We start from the raw sequence: 19362 nt of genomic DNA, 5'->3' as shown, positions 1-19362 counted from the left end.
CACCATTTAATTATTTCTGTATATGGTTAACACTTGATAGCCCTCACTTTTAGTAGCCCAATTCCGTTACAAAAATCTCATATAAATCAACTTGGTTGCTGACATATTTCGTCAACTAATTTTTATTCTGTGGTTCCTGTCCACTCGCCACGCGCAATTCATCAGCCAATTTGCCCGATCCTAACAGCTACATCCCTCATCTCCACCTGCTGGGCCTGTTCCTTTGATGCCAAAGAGGTTGGTTCCTCGCTTGGTTAGTCCCCTTTCCCCCAAAGCTAATTCAAGGATTGCTTGAGCAATTGTAAGGGATGCAGGTATCTTTGTTTTCTTCATATCAGCTACAGAACTTGGTGCGATCTTATTTATAAAGTCTTGTGGTTTCATTGCTTGTTCCCTCCGTTGTCTGGTTTTACATAGCTATAAGCTCCCGAAGCCGTAATCCAATGACTACCGCTGATAGTAAATTGGTTTTTACTTCTCCGTTTGGAAGAAATACAAATAGAGCTGAAAAAGCCATTGCGACTAATGGAGCAAATTTATTCGGAACTCCAAACCCTTTACACACCAGTTAGCGCCGCAACAATTGGGGCTAATGTAGCGATATCAGTGGTCATCTCCATTCCTTATCCCACCTTTTCTTTTCGTTCTTGGACATCACTGCCAAGTTCTGCTAAACTCCATTCAATCTGTTGCAGGATAGTTGTATTTCTTTCGAGCTGAATCACCATTTTCTCGTTGTGTTTCATGAGTTTTGCTTCACGTTCTTTCCCATCTTTTTTGGTAGAAAAAAAGTAACCATACAAACAAAAGAGCAAATGGCCCCTGGGACATCACTGCCTTGTAATCATTTCTTCCATGCTTCCCTTCTCCTCATCACCCCCTAGGAGCAAAAGTAAAAAGGGAGCCGCAGCTCCCCATGAAAAAACGCCTTTTAAAATGAGAAGGCGCTATTTTTGGCTAATTCTTCGTACTCAAGTACATTAAGTTGTCTTTTAACCTCAGGACGTATTTTAATCGGAACCTGAGGATAGGGTTTGTCACCATCCAATATTAGATATACATATATGGTCGCAAAAGGCATGATGGACTCACCCCCTTTCACTAGCACCCAAAGCCAAAAGAAAAACGCCTCTAAAGCTCTTTTAATCAGCTTCATTGGCGCTTCATTGACTTTCAACTTTATCTCTAATTTTTTGGGGAACCTACTCCAAAGTCTTGTCTCCAGATTTAATTAGTGAGCAGTAGATTGGTACCATTGAATTCATTAGGCATTACCTCCAGATGTAGTTTGTAAAAATTGTTCAAACAGCTCTGTTACGGCAATCATGATAGCTGTAATCCGCTTGTTCGATTCTAAATTTTGCTCGTATATGTCTGTGACAGTGAGCATTAAATCACGCTTTTCCTTTTCGAGTTGGTCTACCTGATCTAGCAGTGTCTTTTTCTCTTGCTCCAACTTTTCTTTGGCAGCACGCATTTTCTCTAAATCCGTCGATTTTGCTATTTCCAATCTATATCACTCCCGCTCCCGTTTAGTCGTAGGAAAAACCAAACGCATCAAATTCAATCGGGCCTAAACTGTCATTAGCACAAAGACAGTGATCCTCACGTTTAAACCCCAAATTGAGTAGCTATTGGAGCTTTATATGTTTTAAGGTGAGGATTTGAAAGTTGCGTCACTTGGATCTTTCGGAAACTACTACTGGTGATGATATGCATTTACTATGACAGATAGGGATACTAGAGACGTAGCTAACGCTTGGGCACAAGCAGGGACAGTTACAGGAGGTGTTACTGCGATTTCTGGGTTGATTCCTTCTCCGCCAACAAAACTTGTACAAGCTATTTCATATGCTTTGTCAACTGGAATGGTAGCCATTGCAAACGAAATTAACCATAAAAATGAAGGTTATGGGGTTACAATAAACATTCATTATGTCGGTTATTTTACAATTTCGACAAACCCTAAAGGTGCATGGTAAAATATTGATTAGATCAACTTATACTACTCCATCAAGGTATTACAGAGGGGTGTTGACTTATCGTATTCGGTGTATTTAATATAATGCTGTTTATTATATTAATAGCTGCTGTTGTAACTTTATTCCTGTTAAAGTCTGTGTTTTCAAGAAACATAGCCTACATTGTTTTCTCTTTGCTTCTTATTTCGGTTTTAGTTTGGCAACAAATAACAATGGAGCATGCAAACAATTTGTTCGTTATTACTTTAATTTTGACTTTCACTATTAAAGTAATAGCTGACCAAAGAAAAGGATAGAACACTAATACCACGGAAATAAAAAAAGGCCTCTGACGGTTTATAACTTTCCGTCAGAGGCCTTTCCCGTTATCTTTCCATAGTTGTTAATAATAATTCAGCTCATTTTTTTCGTTTTTGGGGAACAACCAATTTCTTCACTTGATTGCAATGTGGTGCTACCCCTAGTAGACGGATAATCAAAAAGTGACTTACTATATTTCAGTTCTAATTAGTGGAACTTTAATCTCTTGAACGACAGTTCCACTCCCGTTATTGTTTCGTAACTTTGAATCTGTGATGTCTTCAATTTTTAAAATGAAGTCCGTTCCATAATTAGATGTGAAAGTACCTTGGCCTTTAACGATTACATCTCTTCCACTAGGTTGAAAGTTTCTGAAATCTCCCCATCCTTTTTGTTGGCATTTGGTAAGTACAGCACCTATATTTACTCCTCCGCCATTGGGATAACCTGGTAAAACCCCCCAAGCTATACCCCCAACATTTGCGTAAAGGTTAGCTTCACCTGAAATAGATCCAGTATTTAGGTATGCTAAAACTCTAAAGGTTTTACCTGCTGGTACTTTAATTTTTTGTGATGGGCTTTTATATGATACTTGTTTAGTTTTAGTATCAGTGGAAGAATTTTGAAAGTTATATTCAGTAGAAGCTTCCATGCTACCCTGAGCAATCGGGAATTTCATGGTAGCAGTGGTTTTGACTCCTAATTTTAATCCATGAGTTGTTGTATTTGAAGTGCTTTCCGTATAGGTATAGTTAAACTCGGGTGTTAACAGCTCTTGATCCATTGTTCCTTTTGAGTTATCTAATACGTTTTTTCCCGCATATAAAGGTGTCCCCGATACTTCGGTTGGACTTCCTTCTAATGTAGCCCATGCATTATTTACTTTATACTGTGAAATTCTTCTTTCGCCAATAACATTTTTAGGTGGTGTTAAGAAAACAATACCTTCAGTTGGACTATAAGAGAATTGTTGTTCATCACTGGGTTTGAAGTTAGTATTCCATGCTACATTAAGGGTTCCAGCTTCATTTTCTCTTGCCAAGTCCCGTAATCTTTCTTGAACATCTGTGGATGACGCATGAACAAATTGCGTACTCGAAAAAAGGAACACACTTATAAGAATTAAACTTGCAAATTTTTTCATAAAAACCCTCCCGTTAATATTTTATTATGTGAATATATTCACATAATAAAATCATACAATTAAATTCCACTAAATTCCACTATTTTCATTATGTAATCAGATATGTTCATAAATTCTCCATTTTTATAACAATTATTTTACAATTGGATTGTTGTTTATTTCTCAATGTATAATCTCTGTAAAATTAGGTTACACCCATAATAAACACAGACCGACTCTTTATTGTAAATAGACAAAACGATGCCTAGTTGTAAGTTCAAAAGGTTTTATTTGGAAATAAAAGTAAGCCTATGACCTGTTTTTACGTGTATCTCGGCTGAATCCCATTATCTCTTAGCGTACAGGAAATCGGCTTCTTCTTTATAAAATTTTGCTTAGCGTACGAAATTCGCATTTTGTTGGTGCTATCCCTGGTGCTATCCCAAATGTCTAACATCGTATCCAATGACTTATTATACTAGCCATCAAAACATCTCCTTAAATACGAATGTGTGTTCTTATTTTATTAGATGATGAGGAGATTATGCAATGGTTAGAATTGGTATTTACACCGAATGTAAATGAAAGAAGTACTGCCAAGCCTCCAGATGGTCACATTCTTTACAGGTGTCCTCTATATACCTTCCATACATAGATTTAATATTAATATTTACATATTTGTATTAAATTGGTAATATAATGGAAATTAATAGAAAATAGGAGGAACAAAAAAATGCCCTTTAAAAAGCTTTCTATTGCTGTAGGGATTTGTTTAGTAGTATCTGGAGGGAGTTCTGTATTCGCAAAATCTCAGGATATGAATGAACCTACTATTACACATGAAACAATAGGTGATTTGGAAATCGTTGAAAAAGTCTGGAATACTCCTGTGAATTATGATTATGAGGATGCTCTTGAAGAAGATAAGGAATCGAAATATACTCCTAAGGGTATTAGTCCTCAGTATGTCGATTTCAATGAAACCGTTTATGAAATTAGCAAAAAGGATTTATATAAAGCAAAAAGTTTTGAAACAGAAGTAACAAATAGGGGTTCGGCAAATGACTCTGTTACAAGATCAGTTTCAAGAAAAACATTTGTTACCGGAAAAGTAGGCACATCAGGTGAAACAGCAGTTAATTGGAAGCTAATTCAAGGGAAAGTAGGAATAAATGCAGAGGTTGCATTTGGAAAGGAAACTGTTGAGACTACAACTTACACCTGGACCATTCCTGCAAATACTGTTACAACTATTGAGTACGGATCAAAAGCAGTAAGCACAAGCGGAAGTATAGTGAAGTACTTCCACGGGGAGCCAAAGAAAACCACTTATGTATACACCGATTACTCATATTCCGAGTATGCTGATAAAAATCCAAAAAAATTGAGGTAGCAAAAAAACTACATGAAAAGAACACCAGTCATCCCAGCCGTTCTCATTGCTTCATTATTTCTGTTTAGTGGTTGTGCAGTAGATAAATCTCCGAGAAAAATAGACAAAATATCAGAGGAAACGATTCAGAAAGTATCCAGCAAGACCTATCAATCGATTAATGAGTACAGTAAGGAAATTGCTGGACAGCATCTAAAAACATCTGTACTTCAAATATCCCAAAAAGATACCTTGGCTGATCTTAAACTTGAAATTTCTATATCGGAATATTTAAGGGAAAAGATGGTGGATACTGAAAAACCTATTTATTTTACGTTTGGGGACGTATTGGGTAGCAAAAAAATAGGGCAGTTACTTGTTGAATCTCCTCCGGTTATTCAAATTGATTTAAGTAAAGGTAAAGAAAACACCTATACTCTTTTACAACAACTCAAATTAAAAGAGAAACCGTCAGAGGAAGAGAAAAAAACACTTTTAACTCCGGAGAATTATGAGCTACAAGTGCTCAATGAAGAAAAGTTAGCTGTAGCTGTTTTCATTGGATTGGAAACCCCAACTATTCAGAAATAAAGCGTGAAAACAAAAAAATAGCCCTCCGACAGAAAAATTAAACCGTCGGGGGGCCTTGACATTATCTTTCTCTCGCTAAATCAAAATAAAAGGGTAATTGCTATGAAGTTTGGAATGCGTAAGCCAAGTTTCAAAAAGCGTGTAGCAGCTAGGACAAGCCTAAAAAGACAGTTAGTACATCGAGTTGGATTGAAGATGCCAAGAGGATGGGGATGGCTCAGAAATCCTAAGAAGTATGCTTATAATAGGGGTAGCGTCAGGAAAATGCGGATTTACAACGTTAAGGAAATTACAATCGAAGTATGTTTAGTTCTGATTCGTAGGTTTTCGAAAGTATTTCAACAACCATCTACAGAGCATCTTAAGTAGATCTTTTGCCAAACTGTTACACTCCTTATCCTTGTGCAAGAGTGCTAAGCAGACGTTTTTTCATCATCTTTAAATTTTATTTTTTGTCAAGCATTATTGATGGCGAAAAGCCCTAAATAGCAAATAAAAACATCCCCAAAAATGATAAACCTAAATAAAAGAATGCTTCGTGTTTGATGACAACTGAAGATGATGTTATTTCATCTTTTTCGTTGCTATTTTTTTTCAAGAAGACGTAAAAGAATGCTTTAAAGATGAAATATCCAATAATAGCGCCTAGTGTGTTCATAATTAAATCATCTGTCGTTGTGTTTCGACTTTGAGTAAACAACTGACTTAATTCAATACATAAAGATAACAAAAATCCCGACAAGGCAACCTTTTTTATTGTTCGAAATTGTTTCCAAATCAATGGTAACAAGAATCCTAATGGTATCGTCATTATAATATTTAAAACATACGGCATAGTTACCTCAGAACTAGAGAATGGAACTAAATAAATTCGATTAAATTCAGATGTAGATGCGGTAACAAACCTTTGCACATCCCAAATTGTTCCTATACCTGTTACACCATAAACAACTGACAGATACACTAAAAAAATAAATACCCCTAAAAAATGCTTGCGGGAAACTCTTCCTTCCTTCTTCTTAGCCCTTAGAAAAAATATTTTTTGAAATATAATACATAAAATACATGTGCAAATAATGTTAATTAATAAATCCGTATGAACAACATACATAATACATATACGAGTATAAACATATAAATACTGAAATAGTGACATAATAATCCCCCTTGCTGAATCTCCTAACTTTACATTAAACCTATGACTTTATCATTTTAGAACCTAATTCAAGAAAATGTGGTCACAATCACTCCATCTATATATCACCAGATATTTCATATTGTTCATTCGCTGGTACTTCAACTTCAATTGTCTCATTTTGAGAAATAGTATAATATGAAATTGTATATTTTTTCCCATCAACACTAACAGAAATGCTCTTTTCTCCTTTTGAATAATCTAAATATTCTCCCAAATCTAAATTCATTTCCCGTATAATCGCACTGTGAGGCAAGCCGACATAGCGAATATGCCAAGGTTCATATTGAATTCCTGTAACATCCGTTTTATCCAAGGGATAGCGTAATATAAAGCCGTATTTCCAGGAATTTTCTTCTATCCACTCTCCTTCAGGTGCTTTATCCATCTTCATTTGAGTAGATCCTACATCAAGTGCTAATCCTAAATTATGTTCGCTATGACCAACTGGCAAAGCATAGTCAGCTCCCATCTCTTCGTATAATCTGCTTTACTCATCCAAGTCTCGATAACCACTGCTAATTAAAAAATTACTAACCCCATCCTCTTCAGCAGCAGCTATCATCTCCGAAAATTCTTCAGCTATTTCTTCTGACAATTTAATTTCGTTATCAAGTAACCCATACCCCTTCGTCAATTCTTTGTGCGTAAATAAATTTTACAATATCCGATTTTATACCTGCTTGTTGAACAGCATATTCACTGTTAACCAAAAGCAGATTCCCTTGATAGATATGCTCTTCTGTAATCTCAATCTTTTGGGTATTTTCAGTAGCTGTATTATCATTTTGTTCATATATTTGATCCTCTACTTTATCTGGGGATATCGGTAATATATTAAAAATAAATACTAGAAATAATGCAAAAACCAATAAAAATCCCCACTTTTTCATTTTTAGTCTCCTCCTTGATGTAACTTGTTTATAGGATAGGAAAAACTTTTAAAATAAAAAGTGGGGTAAATATAAAATTTTTCTTAAATTTTTTACTTGGATTTTACACTTAATCTCTTTGGGAATCCTCCATTGGTAAACGGACTTCAAATATAGTACGTATTAAATTAACCTATTATGTATCAGAAATTTTTGAATCAACTATTTGATAATGGCTACAGCAAACGTTCAGTTGAGTTAGTACACTCTATCATGCATAATGCAATGAGCAGAGCTGTTACATTAGGGAAGATTGAGAAAAATCCATGTATCGGTGCAACTATTAAAGGTCAACAAAAAGTACAGACTTTAAAATTTATGGAGTCAAAAGATATACCCTTTTTTTTGCAACAAGCTTATCAATATAATTACATCTATTGGATTTACTTCAAGCTTTTAATTGAAACAGGATGCGAAAAGGTGAAGCTGCTGCACTTCAATGGTCTGATATTGATTTAAAACAAATGACCATCAGCATCAACAAAACGCTCGATTTTTCTGCCACGGATAGAAGTGAGCTATTTGGTGATACAAAGACCTATCACTCTGTTAGAACGATTCATATTAGTAAAAACTTAGTTAATGATTTGATCAATCATGCAAAATATCAAAATCAAAACAAGTTAGCGCTAAAACGATCTCTACCATCACGATCTTAACCTGGTTCTATGTAGAAATGATGGGAGCTTTATTACTAAATCTTCTCTATTCAACGCTTTCTCAAGGATTTTAACTAGAGCAGGCATCCTCTCAATGCCCATACATTCTTTACGACACACTCACGTAGTTTTGCTTTTAGAAACAGGAGTAGATATGAAATACATTCAAGAGCGTCTCGGACACGGCAGCCTTCGAATCACATCAGACGTATACGCCCACATATCTAAAAAAATCGAAACTGATTCGATAAGCAAATTCGAAGAGTATATGCAAAATATTTACGACTAATTGAAAAAAATGTGGGTGTTTTGTGGGTGCGTATGTGGGTGGAGACTTTTTCAACCGTATAACCCACAAACAAGAAAAACCCTCGCGCCTACAGGCGCAAGGGCTTTGCCACTTCTTACAGTGACATATATTGATTACGCTCCCACTCGTGAACACGTGTGCGGAACATATCCCATTCAATCTCCTTCGCTTCGATGAAGTGTAACGCGGCATGCTCACCTAGCGCTTCACAGATAACACGATCTGCTTTCAGACATTCGATCGCCTCTTTTAGCGTAGATGGCAAGCTATCAATTCCGTTTGCTTCGCGTTCAGCTTCGTTCATCACATAGATGTTGCGATCAACAGCAGGCTGCAATTCTAATTTGTTCTTGATTCCATCCAAACCAGCTTTCAACATAACAGCTAGTGCCAAGTACGGATTCGCTGCCGGGTCGGGATTACGCACTTCCAAACGAGTCCCCAATCCGCGTGATGCAGGGATACGTACTAATGGAGAACGATTTTTTGCAGACCATGCCACGTAGCAAGGTGCTTCATAGCCTGGTACAAGGCGTTTGTAAGAGTTCACTAGTGGATTTGTAATTGCCGCAAATCCTCTCGCATGCTTTAAAAGACCAGCTAGATAGTATTTTGCTGTTTGACTTAGACCTAGCTCATCAGATTCATCATAGAATGCATTTTCGTTGCCAATAAATAAGGATTGGTGCGCATGCATACCAGATCCACTTACACCAAACAATGGCTTTGGCATAAAGGTTGCGTGCAAACCATGTTGACGCGCAATTGTTTTAACCACCAGTTTAAACGTCAGAATTTGATCAGCTGCATGTATCGCATTTGCATATTTAAAATCAATTTCATGTTGTCCTGGTGCTACTTCATGATGAGAAGCTTCGATTTCAAAGCCCATTTTCTCTAAAGTTAGAACGATATCACGGCGACAGTTTTCACCCAAGTCTAATGGTGCAAAGTCAAAATATCCGCCTTGGTCATTCAGATCGAGAGTAGGCTCGCCTTTTTCATCAATTTTAAACAAGAAGAATTCAGGCTCTGGACCAACGTTAAAATCCGTATAGCCAAGCTCTTCTGCTTCTTTCATTACCTTTTTCAAAATATAACGGGGATCACCTTCAAACGGTTTACCATCCGGCATATACACATCACAGATCAAACGAGCCACTTTTCCGAATTCAGTTCCCCACGGGAATACCACCCATGTATCTAAATCTGGGAAAAGATACATATCAGACTCTTCAATGCGCACGAAACCCTCAATGGAAGATCCGTCAAACATCATCTTGTTATCCAACGCTTTTGGCAATTGAGAAACCGGAATCTCAACATTCTTACTGATACCCATTAGATCAGTAAATTGCAAACGGATATACTTCACATTCTCTTCATCAGCAAAACGCATAATGTCTTCTTTCGTATAACGGCTCATTCTCTCTTCCTCCTTGACCAAATCCATCAATTTTTTGTACCCATCTATCTAGTGGAAGAACCTAGAAAGCTCTCCACGAATCAATGCCGATTCACCTAAGCGATTGGCACTGGGGTTTATCACTTGTTGTTTCAATAATTGCAGTAATTCCTTCTTCTCCATTTGTGGACGAGCTGCCGTTTTCCCTGGTAAGATCGGCGCCTCCACAACAGGCTCCTTCAATTGGATCACCTGTTTAATGCCAGCAATATTTAGCCCCTTATCAATCAGTTGTTTAATTTCTAACAGACGATCTACGTCATTAAACGAAAATAACCGCTGCTTCCCGTCTGTACGAGCTGGTGTGACTAACCCGTGTTGTTCATAATATCGGATCTGTCGTGCAGTCAGATCGGTTAATTTCATAACGATGCCTATGGGAAAAAGGGCCATGTTGCGACGAATTTCATCACTCATTTTGCTTCCCCTTCCTCGTAAATCAAATCATTTCATTTTGTTATGTTCAAATTCTAACGGATAGCAGATTATCTGTCAACACATGTAAGGAAATCTGACATGACTTTTTTACAACAAGAAAAAAGCATGCCCTCTACAATCTCTTGACTACCTTATTTGCGGTAGAACAGCGAGACGATCTGAGAACATGCTCCCTTGTGATTATTTCTTATCCATTTTAATTACTGCTCGATCCCATACATTTTCACATATTCCTCCAAAATTTGCTTTGCAATCACTCCAGACATATCAGCACCATGCCCCCCACCTGGCACAACGACAGCAAATGCAATCTGTGGATTTTTAACGGGTGCATATCCGACAATTAGCGCATTGTCTGCGTTCCCTCCCGTTTGTGCTGTACCCGTTTTAGCTGCCACAGGAAACGGAAAACCCTTGAAGTTACGATACGCTGTCCCGTTCGGCTGGGTTACCTTTGCCATACCTTCCTGCACTACCTTTATCCACTTGGGATCAATATCGACCTTATTTAGAACATATGGCTCCACTTTGGTCAATGTTATTCGTTCTGTTGGGTTACTTGCTCCCTTGCGAATCTCTTTGACTAAATGAGGTTTGATTCGATAACCCCCATTTGCGATTGTACTGACATACTGACAAAGCTGCATAGGTGTAAAGCTATTGTATTGACCGATAAATGCATCTACTAAATTCCCTAAATATTTGTCGTTTGCCAGGTACCCTGTCTTCTCACCCGGAAGATCAATTCCCGTTTTTACACCCAGCCCGAACTGGCTGTTATAGTAATCTAACACATTAAATTGTTCGCTATAATGCTTGCCTTCACGATTCCCCTTTCTTGCTAAACGAAGCCCCATTTCATACATATAAGTATTATTAGATACCTGTAAGGCCCTTCTTGCATCTACTGCACCATGTCCAGAGCGTAACCAGTTATTTTTAAAGCGATTTCCAACAAAGAGACCACCTCTGTCTATGATCGTCTCAGAAGGAGTAACCAGCCCCTCCTGCAAGGCAAGCATCACGGATATAGGTTTTACAGTCGAGCCTGGTGCATAGGCTCCCCGAGTAATTTTATTATCTTCATAAGGCCAGATATCCGTTTTATACACTTTACTAAATGTTTCTCGATCATAATACAAATTCAAATCATAATCAGGATAATTAGCCAAAGCTAATATTTCCCCCGTATCAGGAGCCATTACCACCGCATGCCCAACTTTCAGATTTTTCTGCGAAAGGTTTTTATGCAGAATATCCTCTACTTTATCTTGAAATCTCCAGTCCAAAGTAAGAATAAGATCATTTCCAGGCTCTGCAACACGCTTTATGGTTTCGTTGACAAATTCCGAATTCCGATTTACCTGTACAGTCATGGCGCCAGTTTTTCCCCGTAGCTGCGACTCGTAATAATTTTCTAAGCCTGCTACACCAACCAATTCATTCCCTGAATATTGTTTGGACTTATACTCCTTCACAAAGCGAGGATCAATGGAGTTGATATACCCCAAAATATGTGTCGCAAGTGGCCCTCCGTTTGCATCAGTCTTTACTTTTCTAAGCGGCTCCACCTCTACATAGACACCAGGTAATCGGGCTAATCGCTCCTCAATCCTAGCATCCTCAGCCGCTGTAATATTTCGCTTTATCTGTCTTGGCATGAAGGCCGGGATACCCATGCCTACCATCCGCTCTAAAACAAGTAATTTTCGCCAAGTCTGCTCACGTTGTATCTCAGACAGACCTAGGTTTACATCTAAGAAAAAGAAGCGTGCATTTTCAATTAGCTTTCGATCACTTTGCTTCGTAACAGGTGTTGCACGCAAAATCTCAATGGAGCTTTTTATTTTGCGAACAAGATCATCTGATTGTTTTTTCTCCAAATGATAAGGAAACGGAATCTGATGTTGCAGAAGTTCGCCAAGCAGTACTCGATCATTCGCCCCTTGCTCATATGATAAGATCTTTCCTGTTTTTTTTCGCAACAGCTCAAGAGCCTTAGTGCGTTCTACATCGGTAAAGGCATATTTGATTGGGATATGCACTTCTTTTGCCAGACGGAGTAACTCTACGGATTGTAATAGTTCCATTTTTTCTGGTAAAGGCAATGCATCTAATTTTGTCTGTATTTGCGTTCGCAGTCTCTGACGTTGCTCAAAAGACAATATGATGGGAAAGCTAGCTTGTAGCTGAATCCCTAAGTCAGCCAGCTTCTTATCATCACCTCGCTCCTCTTGCTTCCAATCAAGCAAGGTAGCCAATTCCTCCGCTACTCTCTCCTTGTTTATTTTTTCTTCTGGTCTATCCATAAATTTAACAGTGAAAACAGGCTTATTATCCACTAGGACCACCCCATTGCGATCTAAAATATGACCTCTTGGAGCAGGAATTGGAAGTTCTTTGAGGCTGTATTTCTCTAATTCTTGCGCAAATAACTCCCCTTGAACAACTTGAACATATGCTAGCCGTAAAATGACAACTACAAAACAGATAAAAACAGCTAAAAACATAATATTTACACGGAATACTATTTCCGGGTCTTTTTTTCGCTGCTGCTCTGGTTCAATTTGCATGATTTCACCGCATCCCTTGTCATATATCCCTTTCTTATAAATATACCAGAACATTCCATATATTCCATTAGATAATATAGCTGAAAAATTAGTACGTCCCGCTAGGTTTCACTTTTACTCCATATAAAAAGACAGCTATAAATGTTGGACATTCATAGCTGCCTGCATAATTTCATCATATCTAGCGTTATATGTTATAAATCAAGTAACCCTTTTGCAATCATGCCATCTAAAGCTGTTAAAATACCCACTTTTACATGCGAGTACGTAAGCCCTCCCTGCACAAAGCCCAAATAAGGTTCACGTAGAGGACCATCAGCAGAAAACTCAATGCTAGCCCCTTGAATAAAGGTGCCCGCTGCCATGATAACCTCATCCGCATAACCTGGCATTGGACTAGGATAAGGTGTTACATGCGAATCGACAGGAGCCGCCTTCTGTATACCTTGGCAGAAGGTTATTAATCGTTGGGCACTTCCAAATTCTACAGACTGAATTAAATCAGTTCGTGGTTCATGCCACAACGGATCAGTACGGAAGCCTAGTTTTTCCAGCATAGCAGACGAGAAAATCGCCCCTTTCAACGCTTCACCTACCACGTGCGGAGCTAAGAAGAAGCCTTGGAACATCTCCAATAAAGAGTATAATGACGCTCCGCCTTCCGCTCCGATTCCTGGAGCTGCCATACGATAAGACGCCATTGTAACCAAATCCTCGCGTCCTACAATATAACCACCTGTTTTAACCAAACCGCCACCTGGGTTTTTAATCAGTGAACCAGCCATAATATCAGCGCCGACCTGTAGCGGTTCTTTTTCCTCTGTAAATTCCCCATAGCAATTATCCACGAACACGTATAATTCAGGGCGTATTTCCTTCACAAAAGAAATCATTTCCTCTAACTTAGCAATCGTAAACGACGGGCGATCCGCATAGCCACGCGAACGCTGAATCCCAATCACTTTCGTTTCGGGACGAATCGCTGTTCTTACAGCATGAAAGTCAATGCTTCCATCCTCTAATAAGGGTACATAGTCGTAACTAATCCCATAATCCTTCAATGAGCCTTGACCTTCTCCACGCACTCCTACCACTTCTTCTAGCGTATCGTATGGTTTGCCCGTTATATATAATAAGTGATCTCCTGGGCGCAGCATTCCAAATAAACTTATTGCAATCGCATGCGTTCCCGATATAATATGCGGCCGTACGAGAGCCGCTTCTCCACCAAACACTTCTGCATAAATGGATTCTAGTGTTGCTCGACCACTATCATCATAACCGTAGCCAGTAGATGGTGAAAAATGAAATTCATTTACTTCATGCTTTTGAAATGAGCGCAATACTTTTAATTGATTATAGTCAACCAAGCGGGATACTTCCTGATGTCGCTTGGCAATCATCTCTTCTACTTCTTCCACAAGCGGACGTAATTGCGCCCCGTGCGTAAACAGTTGAAACATGTTCTTTCTCTCACCTTTCTCTTACCATTCCTCTTCGTTGATTGCTGGTGGGTTTACCATATATGGAATCAAACGCCCATACATGGGTTCATCTGGCTTAATACGTATCGTAATATGATAAGCGGTGCCATCCTCGGAGAATTCCTGCTCCATTTCTAGTCCAGCTCGATGCATCATGGAGATCACGTCCCCACGCTCCATCGGAATAATCAGTTCGACACTTTCATACCCCGTCAATACTATTCCTTCGACTCTATTTAATAAACGCTGCAAATCCTGCTCAGACAATGCTGATATCTGAATCGAATCTTCAGGGTGCGGCAAATACTTGTCAGTATCAAGCAGATCAGCCTTATTATATACCACTAATCGAGGGATGCCTTCAGCTTCTAAATCCTTTAAGACCTGATCTACAACCTCCATATGAACTTCAAAATCAGGATGGGAGCAGTCGACTACATGTAAGATTAAATCTGCCTCTTGAACCCCTTCTAATGTGGATCGAAAAGCTGCAATCAAAGCAGTGGGCAGGTCTTGAATAAAACCAACTGTATCCGTCAACAGTACTTCTTTTCCACTAGGAAGAGCCAACTGACGTGTGGTTGGATCAAGCGTAGCAAATAATTTATCCTCTTGCAATGTATCTGCTTTTGTTAAATTATTTAATAAGGTAGATTTGCCTGCATTCGTATAACCAACCAGCGCGATTTGGTAAACATGGTTTTTCTTCCTGCGCTCACGATGAAGCTGTCTAGTCCGCACAATATCATCTAGCTGTTGCTTTAATTCACTAATTCGACGACGAATGTGACGGCGGTCTGTTTCCAATTTCGTCTCACCAGGTCCACGCGTTCCAATACCGCCACCCAATCGGGACATCTGATTTCCTTGCCCGGCAAGTCGGGGCAGTAAATAGCTATATTGTGCTAGCTCTACTTGAATCTTACCTTCACGCGAATTAGCTCTACTCGCGAAAATATCCAATATCAATTGTGTACGGTCAATTACTCGACACTCAAATAACGCTTCCAAATTACGGTTTTGGCTTGCAGATAATTCATCATTAAAGATGACAACATCTACATCTAGACTAACTGCTAATTCCGCAATCTCTTGGATTTTACCCGTTCCTAGATACCAAGCTGAATCGACACGCTCGCGATTTTGAGTAATAACTTCTAGCACTTCAACACCGGCCGTCCGCGCTAGCTCTCCCAGCTCCTCTAGGGATAACCGCATCCGTTCCTCATCTCGCTGATCTAATAGACAACCAACTACTATAGCTGTTTGCTGTTTATTCCATTCACTCATATATGTAACCTTCCTTCCCACGTCCCCAGACGAAAAGAACGGCATCCGTTCGCATGTCTAGCAAACGTATGCCCTAATTCATTCTTTTACTAGCTAGTAATCAATATACCTTCTTTTTTACCCATTTGCCATCCTTTTCATCCTTCACCCGTTAAATCTAGGGAGATGTCAACTTTGTTCTCCAGATTTAAAAACACACGTTACATCCATTAAACGTCAGGCTTTCAGTTCAAAAAAGGATTGCTAACCTGCAAGTCCTCTGCTCGTATGCTCATTAATTCTTCCTTGCTTGGGTTAGAACTCTTTAACAACCGCATAGCTTGTGCTCGAATAGCCTTCTCCAGCATATTCCGTATGTAACGCGCATTGCTAAATGACTCCAAAAAAGGGTCGGATAGCAGGTGGATCAGATGCTGCTTCATTTTTTCTTTTGCCGTAGAGGTGAGCACATATTGCTTTTCCTCGACCATGATCGCTGCAATTTCCATCAGCTCATCTACCTCATAATCCGTAAAGTGAATCTGAATGGGAAAGCGCGAGGGCAGGCCTGGATTGATCTGCAAAAACTCATCCATCTCCTCTGTGTACCCGGCCAAAATGCAAATAAATTCGTTTTTGTGATCTTCCATTGCCTTCGTGAGACAATCCACTGCTTCCTTGCCAAAATCCTTCTCTCCTCCGCGTGCTAACGAATAAGCCTCATCCACAAACAAGATTCCGCCCAAAGCCTTTTTAATTAAATCGCGTGTTTTCTGCGCTGTATGTCCAATGAACTCTCCCACTAGATCGGCTCGTTCCACCTCAATTAAATGGCCCTTGCTTAAAATCCCCATCTCTTTAAGCACCTTCCCAAAAATCCGGGCCACCGTAGTCTTTCCCGTTCCTGGGCTACCTTTAAATACCATATGATATACCTGTTGTTCTGTCTTTAACTGATGCTTTGCGCGTTCACGGTTCGTTCTAAGGAGGGCATAAATCTCGTACATGACAAGCTTTGCCTCATCGAGTCCAATCATTTTTTCCAGATCATTAATAACGGATTTGATTTGATCATTCGCAGTAGATCGTACCGTGTCTACCAACGGCTCTGGTTCCTTTAGCGGCTGTACAACCGGATGATGAAACACAAATTGAATTCGATGTGGTGACTCCGGTGATTCTGTAACGACCGTTTTGGTCATAGTCGCAGCCTGTTTCATGTCCCATCACCTGCCTTCCATAATCGTCTCTACAGTATACGCAGCACACTTTGAAATCCTGTACAGAAAATCCAAAATAAATAGCTTGATTTATAAAAAAATCCCGTCTCACCTGTTGCAGTGATCCGGGATGTTTCTTATCTGTCAACAAATACAGCTTTACCTGTAGTCGCATCAATAAATACGTTTTTGTCTACCTTTCTTTCCTTAACTTGATACACTAACCTAGTCTTTTTACCTCCATCCACATATTCATACACCAGCTCTACCGGATTATAGCGCAGCCACTCACTAGCTCCCACTTTTGGTGACACTATGGCATTTCGATCCGGGAGCTTGACTTGCTTAATAGAAGAAGATACGAAAGGCTTTTCAACTGAATCTTTGATAAATAAGATGACTTCTCCTGTAGCTGAATCTACATGAACCGAATAACTGAGATAGGAACTATCCGTCTGTAAAACCGGAATGCCTTGATGGCTTTTAAAGAAACGGAATATATGCGTGTATTCATTCTCGTTACTGTATGTGAGCTGTACTTCCTTGTCCCAAGGATCAAGGTATTTCTCCAGAAATCGAATGGCCTTCTCTCTAGCTTTCTCTTTAGAGACTCTCCATTTTTCTTTCAGAGTATCCTTGGCAATTTGCAGGACACGCCCCGAGCTTAATTCCGTAATAACCGTATATTCACCCTTTTCTCCAAATTGGTAAACAGCCTCATTTTCTTCTTTCCGTTGTTTATGATCGTCCCAATTATTGGAGTAAACTTTTAATGGCCCCTTAATTCCATACTCCTGTTTAATGAGCAGCTCTGCTTCTTGTTGGTTGCGTGCGAGGGCAGGTTTATTTGGTGGATTCATTTTAATTAAGGTCGGTTGATCATAATCGTAGTAAGTATGATAGATCGTTTTGCCCGTAATCGCATCAAAGCTGTACGCGTTCAGGATACCTGGTGTATATTCAAGTATTGGGCGGTCATTTTTTGGATCAAAATGTTCGATATACCTTAATTTTATATACTTCTGTAACTGATTTTCCAATTCATGTTCGGGTATTACCTGTGACGGATGTGGAAAGGCTGATTGATCTATCCATTCGTCACTCCGTACACCGAACCCTTTTAACTCCCCTTTTCCATTAATACTTATGTAAACATTATCCCCGCTTACTGGAATCCCATTAACATATCGCATAAAGTTAGCTGAGCTTTTTGATAGATTGGTTTGTTTATACTCTTTCCTTTTTTCACCTAAAAATTCCTGTAAAATAGCCGTGGCACTTTGTGAATCAATCGCTTTATTCCCCTTATCCCGTCCTGCATTCAATACGTCGAGTTCTTCTAACTTACCGTTAGTCCGATCGAGTCGAATTCTTGCTGACCATCCTTCTTCTTCTTTTTCTGTTTTCTTTTCTTCAATAGTAACAATATAATTATCACGAGCATCTTCGAACTCCATTACTTTACCATTTTTTAGATATGGGGCGAATTTATAAAGGGACTGCATCGTTTTTTGAGCTTCCAGAGACAATCCTTTTAATTCTGTTTCCAGCTTAATAATCGGTTGTTTTGAGCTAAGCTGTATATCCTCGAGCCACACTGAGCGTGAACCAAGCACAATCAAAGTAAAGCCACACGCTAATGATAGGGAAGCGAATAATCGACGGTTTTTCTGCTTTTTCTTACGAATACCTTCCCAAATTTTTGCTTCCAACTGAGGAGTGAAGGGAAGGACATCTAAGTTAGTTGTCCTAAACTCTTGTGCTAATTTTTTATCAAATGAATCTACACCCATGTCTCTCCCCTGCTTTCTAGCATTTGCTTGATTTGTTGGCGGGCTCGCGAAAGCCTTTTCCGTACTGCCTCTTCTTTTATCTGTAGAATAAATGCTATTTCTTTCATTTCAAGCTCTTGGTAATAACGCAAAATAATGACTTGCTGATAATCTGGAGACAGAGACAGCACTAGCTTTCTTAATTCAACGGCTCCGTTTTGCTTAAAAAATATACTTTCGGTATCATCCGTTACCTTACTTTGGGCCTGTTGTTGACTTTGCAAGGTAAGCTTTGAAAAAATCGTCCGAAATGACCAGGAACGGACATACTTTTTCGTTTCATTGATAGCAATCCGATACAACCATGTTTTAGGCTCTGACTCCCCTCTAAAATAATCCCAATTCATATACGCCTTCATAAAGGTTTCTTGTGTAATGTCTTCCGCAATCTTTTGGTCTTTTATCATGAGATACACCATATTTAAAATCTTTGGACCATATTCATGCATAAGAGACTCAAAGATAGTCTCTTTAGACATTGTTAAAGCGATTTCCGCTTTTTCCAATGAATTCACCTGCTTTATGTATTCTTTTTTCTTCTATTAAATTAGATTCTGCTAAACGATTTTTGTGACAATGATTTTTATCGGAATTCCCCTAAAGGTAAAACATGAAAA

The 19362-nt window shown here is 39.0% G+C and carries 17 protein-coding genes and 3 pseudogenes; 4 read left to right on the top strand and 16 right to left on the bottom strand.

What is annotated here, in order from left to right:
* Positions 1–204: 204 nt before the first annotated feature.
* The 5 genes and pseudogenes from O0550_RS05025 to O0550_RS05005 form a co-directional block, all read right to left on the bottom strand.
* A pseudogene (locus O0550_RS05025) lies at positions 205–384 on the bottom strand (glucosaminidase domain-containing protein); the annotation flags it as partial.
* Positions 385–623: 239 nt separating this feature from the next.
* Positions 624–746 (bottom strand): hypothetical protein, encoded by a 123-nt coding sequence (locus tag O0550_RS05020; RefSeq protein ID WP_258425720.1) that lies wholly within the window; start codon positions 744–746, stop codon positions 624–626.
* A gap of 10 nt (positions 747–756) precedes the next feature.
* Positions 757–831, bottom strand: a complete 75-nt coding sequence (locus O0550_RS05015; protein WP_236867771.1) for a BhlA/UviB family holin-like peptide — start codon at positions 829–831, stop codon at positions 757–759.
* A 100-nt stretch (positions 832–931) separates the two neighbouring features.
* Entirely contained in the window at positions 932–1177 is a 246-nt protein-coding gene (locus O0550_RS05010) for a hypothetical protein (RefSeq protein ID WP_258425719.1), read from the bottom strand.
* 87 nt (positions 1178–1264) lie between these two features.
* Positions 1265–1510, bottom strand: a complete 246-nt coding sequence (locus O0550_RS05005; RefSeq protein ID WP_242401361.1) for a hypothetical protein — start codon at positions 1508–1510, stop codon at positions 1265–1267.
* A gap of 214 nt (positions 1511–1724) precedes the next feature.
* Between O0550_RS05005 and O0550_RS05000 the strand changes: the two genes are divergently transcribed.
* Positions 1725–1982 carry a hypothetical protein gene (locus O0550_RS05000; RefSeq protein WP_258425718.1) on the top strand — a complete coding sequence of 86 codons (258 nt, stop codon included), beginning with the start codon at positions 1725–1727 and terminating at the stop codon, positions 1980–1982.
* A 490-nt stretch (positions 1983–2472) separates the two neighbouring features.
* Here the strand turns inward: O0550_RS05000 and O0550_RS04995 are convergent, their stop codons facing one another.
* Positions 2473–3426 carry an ETX/MTX2 family pore-forming toxin gene (locus O0550_RS04995; protein WP_258425717.1) on the bottom strand — a complete coding sequence of 318 codons (954 nt, stop codon included), beginning with the start codon at positions 3424–3426 and terminating at the stop codon, positions 2473–2475.
* A 712-nt stretch (positions 3427–4138) separates the two neighbouring features.
* Here O0550_RS04995 and O0550_RS04990 point away from each other — a divergent pair.
* Together O0550_RS04990 and O0550_RS04985 are read left to right on the top strand one after the other, a co-directional pair.
* Positions 4139–4798: a hypothetical protein gene (locus O0550_RS04990; protein WP_096886262.1), complete on the top strand. Its 660-nt coding sequence runs from the start codon at positions 4139–4141 to the stop codon at positions 4796–4798.
* Positions 4799–4810: 12 nt separating this feature from the next.
* Positions 4811–5368 (top strand): hypothetical protein, encoded by a 558-nt coding sequence (locus tag O0550_RS04985; protein ID WP_101668621.1) that lies wholly within the window; start codon positions 4811–4813, stop codon positions 5366–5368.
* A 481-nt stretch (positions 5369–5849) separates the two neighbouring features.
* Here the strand turns inward: O0550_RS04985 and O0550_RS04980 are convergent, their stop codons facing one another.
* Positions 5850–6479 carry a VanZ family protein gene (locus tag O0550_RS04980; RefSeq protein ID WP_258425742.1) on the bottom strand — a complete coding sequence of 210 codons (630 nt, stop codon included), beginning with the start codon at positions 6477–6479 and terminating at the stop codon, positions 5850–5852.
* Between the two features lie 113 nt (positions 6480–6592).
* Positions 6593–7456, bottom strand: a pseudogene (gene vanY / locus O0550_RS04975) (VanY-A/VanY-F/VanY-M family D-Ala-D-Ala carboxypeptidase).
* A 171-nt stretch (positions 7457–7627) separates the two neighbouring features.
* Between vanY and O0550_RS04970 the strand changes: the two are divergent.
* Positions 7628–8443, top strand: a pseudogene (locus tag O0550_RS04970) (site-specific integrase); the annotation flags it as partial.
* Positions 8444–8558: 115 nt separating this feature from the next.
* Here the strand turns inward: O0550_RS04970 and glnA are convergent.
* The 8 genes from glnA to O0550_RS04930 all read right to left on the bottom strand — a co-directional run bounded on the left by glnA (position 8559) and on the right by O0550_RS04930 (position 19260).
* Positions 8559–9890 carry a type I glutamate--ammonia ligase gene (gene glnA, locus O0550_RS04965; protein ID WP_003343687.1) on the bottom strand — a complete coding sequence of 444 codons (1332 nt, stop codon included), beginning with the start codon at positions 9888–9890 and terminating at the stop codon, positions 8559–8561.
* Between the two features lie 48 nt (positions 9891–9938).
* Positions 9939–10346, bottom strand: coding sequence for a MerR family transcriptional regulator (locus tag O0550_RS04960; RefSeq protein ID WP_003335725.1), 408 nt, complete (start codon positions 10344–10346; stop codon positions 9939–9941).
* A gap of 221 nt (positions 10347–10567) precedes the next feature.
* Complete coding sequence (locus O0550_RS04955) at positions 10568–12994, bottom strand: peptidoglycan D,D-transpeptidase FtsI family protein (RefSeq protein ID WP_396125675.1); 2427 nt, start codon at positions 12992–12994, stop codon at positions 10568–10570.
* A 140-nt stretch (positions 12995–13134) separates the two neighbouring features.
* Positions 13135–14403, bottom strand: a complete 1269-nt coding sequence (locus O0550_RS04950) for a methionine gamma-lyase family protein (RefSeq protein ID WP_003335722.1) — start codon at positions 14401–14403, stop codon at positions 13135–13137.
* A 21-nt stretch (positions 14404–14424) separates the two neighbouring features.
* Entirely contained in the window at positions 14425–15714 is a 1290-nt protein-coding gene (gene hflX / locus O0550_RS04945) for a GTPase HflX (protein ID WP_003335721.1), read from the bottom strand.
* A gap of 224 nt (positions 15715–15938) precedes the next feature.
* Positions 15939–16913, bottom strand: a complete 975-nt coding sequence (locus O0550_RS04940) for an AAA family ATPase (protein ID WP_003335720.1) — start codon at positions 16911–16913, stop codon at positions 15939–15941.
* A gap of 137 nt (positions 16914–17050) precedes the next feature.
* Entirely contained in the window at positions 17051–18706 is a 1656-nt protein-coding gene (locus tag O0550_RS04935; protein ID WP_258425716.1) for a YcdB/YcdC domain-containing protein, read from the bottom strand.
* A complete protein-coding gene (locus O0550_RS04930) occupies positions 18697–19260 on the bottom strand; it encodes a sigma-70 family RNA polymerase sigma factor (protein ID WP_035318841.1) in 564 nt (187 codons plus the stop codon). The genes O0550_RS04935 and O0550_RS04930 overlap by 10 nt, the downstream gene beginning before the upstream one ends.
* Between the last annotated feature and the right edge of the window lie 102 nt (positions 19261–19362).

The sequence above is a fragment of the Brevibacillus halotolerans genome, from assembly GCF_026891775.1.
GTDB classification, from domain to species: Bacteria; Bacillota; Bacilli; order Brevibacillales; family Brevibacillaceae; genus Brevibacillus_B; species Brevibacillus_B halotolerans.
The sequence above is the reverse complement of the archived record's forward strand: the minus strand, read 5'-3'. Positions and strand labels throughout refer to the sequence as shown.

Excerpts from the sequence above, each read along its gene's own strand:
- hflX (WP_003335721.1), bottom strand. The coding sequence starts at position 15,714 with ATGAGTGAATGGAATAAACAGCAAACAGCTATAGTAGTTGGTTGTCTA.
- O0550_RS05020 (WP_258425720.1), bottom strand. The coding sequence starts at position 746 with ATGAAACACAACGAGAAAATGGTGATTCAGCTCGAAAGAAATACAACT.
- O0550_RS04980 (WP_258425742.1), bottom strand. The coding sequence starts at position 6,479 with ATGTATGTTGTTCATACGGATTTATTAATTAACATTATTTGCACATGT.
- O0550_RS04995 (WP_258425717.1), bottom strand. The coding sequence starts at position 3,426 with ATGAAAAAATTTGCAAGTTTAATTCTTATAAGTGTGTTCCTTTTTTCG.
- O0550_RS04960 (WP_003335725.1), bottom strand. The coding sequence starts at position 10,346 with ATGAGTGATGAAATTCGTCGCAACATGGCCCTTTTTCCCATAGGCATC.
- O0550_RS04990 (WP_096886262.1), top strand. The coding sequence starts at position 4,139 with ATGCCCTTTAAAAAGCTTTCTATTGCTGTAGGGATTTGTTTAGTAGTA.
- O0550_RS04940 (WP_003335720.1), bottom strand. The coding sequence starts at position 16,913 with ATGAAACAGGCTGCGACTATGACCAAAACGGTCGTTACAGAATCACCG.
- O0550_RS05000 (WP_258425718.1), top strand. The coding sequence starts at position 1,725 with ATGACAGATAGGGATACTAGAGACGTAGCTAACGCTTGGGCACAAGCA.
- O0550_RS04950 (WP_003335722.1), bottom strand. The coding sequence starts at position 14,403 with ATGTTTCAACTGTTTACGCACGGGGCGCAATTACGTCCGCTTGTGGAA.
- O0550_RS04955 (WP_396125675.1), bottom strand. The coding sequence starts at position 12,994 with ATGTTCTGGTATATTTATAAGAAAGGGATATATGACAAGGGATGCGGT.
- O0550_RS04985 (WP_101668621.1), top strand. The coding sequence starts at position 4,811 with ATGAAAAGAACACCAGTCATCCCAGCCGTTCTCATTGCTTCATTATTT.
- glnA (WP_003343687.1), bottom strand. The coding sequence starts at position 9,890 with ATGAGCCGTTATACGAAAGAAGACATTATGCGTTTTGCTGATGAAGAG.
- O0550_RS04935 (WP_258425716.1), bottom strand. The coding sequence starts at position 18,706 with ATGGGTGTAGATTCATTTGATAAAAAATTAGCACAAGAGTTTAGGACA.